Consider the following 2770-nt stretch of genomic DNA (forward strand, 5'->3'; position numbering starts at 1 on the left):
CACCACATCCTCGCCGCGGTAGCTGAACCGCACATCCGTTGCCGGGCAGTAGCGGGAATGCGTGTCGACGATGGTCAGGATCCGCAGCTTCTTGCCGAGTGAACCGCTCCGGGTTTGCCGGAGGCTCCAACTCCTGAGTAGGATGGAGCATCATGAGCAAGACGACGAACAAGTTTTCCCCCGAAGTGCGCGAGCGTGCAGTGCGCCTGGTTCTCGACAATGAGGGTCAGCATGGATCGCGCTGGCAGGCAGTCATGTCGATTTCCGCGAAGATCGGCTGTGCGCCCCAGACCCTGAACGAGTGGGTCAAGAAGGCCGAGGTCGATAGCGGAAAGCGCGCTGGTATCCCGGCAGACATGGCCGAGAAGATGAAGGCGCTGGAGCGGGAGAACCGGGAACTGCGCCAGGCAAACGAGATCCTGCGTAAGGCGAGTGCGTATTTTGCGATGGCGGAGCTCGACCGCCGGTCGAAGTGATGGTCGGGTTCATCGACGAACATCGCGGTGAGCATGGGGTCGAGCCGATCTGCAAGGTTATGCCGATCGCCCCATCAACCTACTACGATCACCTGGCGAAGCGGGCCGATCCGGCCCGATTGTCGGATCGCACCCGGCGCGACGCAGCGCTGCGGCCCGAGATCGAGCGTGTCTTCGAAAAGAACTGGCGCGTCTACGGCGTGCGTAAGGTCTGGCGTCAGCTGGATCGGGAAGGCTTCGATGTCGCCCGTTGCACAGTCGCCAGACTGATGAAGGACATGGGTATTCAAGGCATCATCCGGGGCAAGCCGCACAAGACTACGATCCCCGACAAGAAGGCCTCGTGCCCGCTGGACAAGGTGAACCGGCAGTTCCGCGCGCCTGCGCCGAACATGCTCTGGGTCAGCGATTTCACTTACGTCGCCACCTGGAAGGGGTTTGTGTATGTCGCCTTCGTCATCGATGCCTATGCCCGCAAGATCGTCGGCTGGCGGGCGAGCCAAACAGCCCACGCAGGCTTCGTTCTCGATGCCCTCGAACAGGCTGTCCACGATCGCCGCCCAGCCAAGGGCGCGGGGCTCGTCCACCATTCCGACCGCGGGTCGCAATACCTGTCGATCAAATACACCGAGAGGCTGGGCGAGGCCGGCATCGAACCTTCCGTCGGCAGTGTCGGCGATAGCTACGACTGTGAATGTGGTATTGCAGCTTGATGGCCTGACCCATGCTACGATTGACCCCGTGTCATTGTGTTGACGTGTCGACCATCAGGTTGCCCCGGCAGCGGGCGAGATGTGACTTCATAGGAGCCTGACGGTCCCGTACCTTCACAGTCCTGTCCTCTTCGATCGATGCCCGGGCTCATTTTGGCCAAGGGGAAGCCATGGATCAGATCATCGTTGGAGTAGATACACACAAGTCCAACCATATTGCTGTCGCGATCAACATGCAGGGCGCCCGCTTGGGTGTCATGTCTATTCCTACCACCCCTGGCGGGTATCATGGCCTCGAGGCATGGGCGACCGGGTTGGGGAGCGTCAAAGCCTTTGGCATCGAAGGCACGGGCTCCTATGGCGCTGGTCTGTCCCGGGATCTGCTGGCCAAGGGCCATACTGTGCTAGACGTCATGCGTCCAAATCGGCAGCTGCGCTACCTTCATGGCAAATCTGACAGCCTTGATGCCGAAGGTGCTGCGAGGTCCGTACTGAACGGTCAGGCCACCGCCTTGGCCAAAACCCAAGGCGGGACTTCAGAGATGATCCGGCATATCAAGATCGCGCGGGACAGTGCGGTAAAAGCCAAGTCACAGGCAATGATCACTTTAAAAACGTTGATTATAAACGCACCGGCCGAATTGCGCGCGAGCCTTGACCAGATCAAGGGACCGATCACTCTCGTTCGTCATATTGCAGCCCTCAGACCGGGCGAGATTACCTCCCCGACCACTTCAGCCAAAACCGCGATGCGTGCGATTGCGCGCCGCTGGCTTGTCTTGCACGAGGAAATTTTTGTCCACGAACAGGAGCTGGAGCGCATGGTCACAGACAAGGCGCCCGAACTGATGAAATCCCATGGCATCTCGACATTGACCGTTGCCGAAATGCTGATCCTGGTCGGCGACAATCCAGAGCGCATCCGATCCGAAGCTGCCCTTGCCAAACTTTGCGGCGTCTGCCCGATCCCGGCCTCAAGTGGCAAGACGAACCGAATGCGCCTGAACCGCGGCGGCAACAGGCAGGCCAATGCAGCGCTTTACCGTGTCGCTATCGTGCGCATGCGCGACGACCATGAAACCAAAATCTATACAGCCCGGCGAACGGCTGAGGGCAAGACGCGGCGCGAGATCGTGCGCTGCATCAAACGATACATCGTGCGGGAGATATACAATGCCCTGTGCAGACCAAAATCGCCGATTGCCGCTTGACGAACATAGGAGCTTCAATGCCTTGGCGGAGACGATCAATGGCCTGTTCAAGGCCGAGGTCATCCACCGTCGTGGGCCGTGGCGCAACTTCGAGGCTGTCGAATATGCCACCCTCGAATGGGTAGACTGGTTCAACAACCGCCGCCTGCTCGAGCCGATCGGGAACATCCCGCCGGCCGAAGCGGAGGCAAACTTCTACGCCGCTCTGGAAGCTGAAGACATGGCCGCGTAACTAATCCCAATCAGCCTCCGGAAAACCCGGCGCGGTTCAGAGAGCCAGCTGATCGTGAACGAAGTCCATGGCCCAGACATCATTTGGGCCGACGGCTTCGGCACGGTCATCGCGAAGCTTGGCCTTTACCCTCCGTTT

General features: G+C 59.8%; 1 protein-coding gene, 2 pseudogenes and 1 other annotated feature. All 3 genes and pseudogenes read left to right on the forward strand.

Annotation, left to right across the window (positions count from 1 at the left end):
* Positions 1-152: 152 nt before the first annotated feature.
* Positions 153-1165 (forward strand): annotated as a pseudogene (locus IE00_RS18590) (IS3 family transposase); the annotation flags it as partial.
* Positions 434-550: a sequence feature (AL1L pseudoknot), on the forward strand. (Overlaps the previous pseudogene by 117 nt.)
* A gap of 194 nt (positions 1166-1359) precedes the next feature.
* Positions 1360-2400 carry an IS110 family transposase gene (locus IE00_RS18595; RefSeq protein WP_072298666.1) on the forward strand — a complete coding sequence of 347 codons (1041 nt, stop codon included), beginning with the start codon at positions 1360-1362 and terminating at the stop codon, positions 2398-2400.
* Between the two features lie 16 nt (positions 2401-2416).
* A pseudogene (locus IE00_RS18600) lies at positions 2417-2632 on the forward strand (integrase core domain-containing protein); the annotation flags it as partial.
* Between the last annotated feature and the right edge of the window lie 138 nt (positions 2633-2770).

Origin of the sequence: Paracoccus sp. SM22M-07 (assembly GCF_001887735.1) — a bacterium.
Taxonomy (GTDB): domain Bacteria; phylum Pseudomonadota; class Alphaproteobacteria; order Rhodobacterales; family Rhodobacteraceae; genus Paracoccus.

What these genes read in the sequence shown, in the direction of transcription:
- IE00_RS18595 (WP_072298666.1), top strand. Translation starts at nt 1,360, where the DNA reads ATGGATCAGATCATCGTTGGAGTAGATACACACAAGTCCAACCATATT.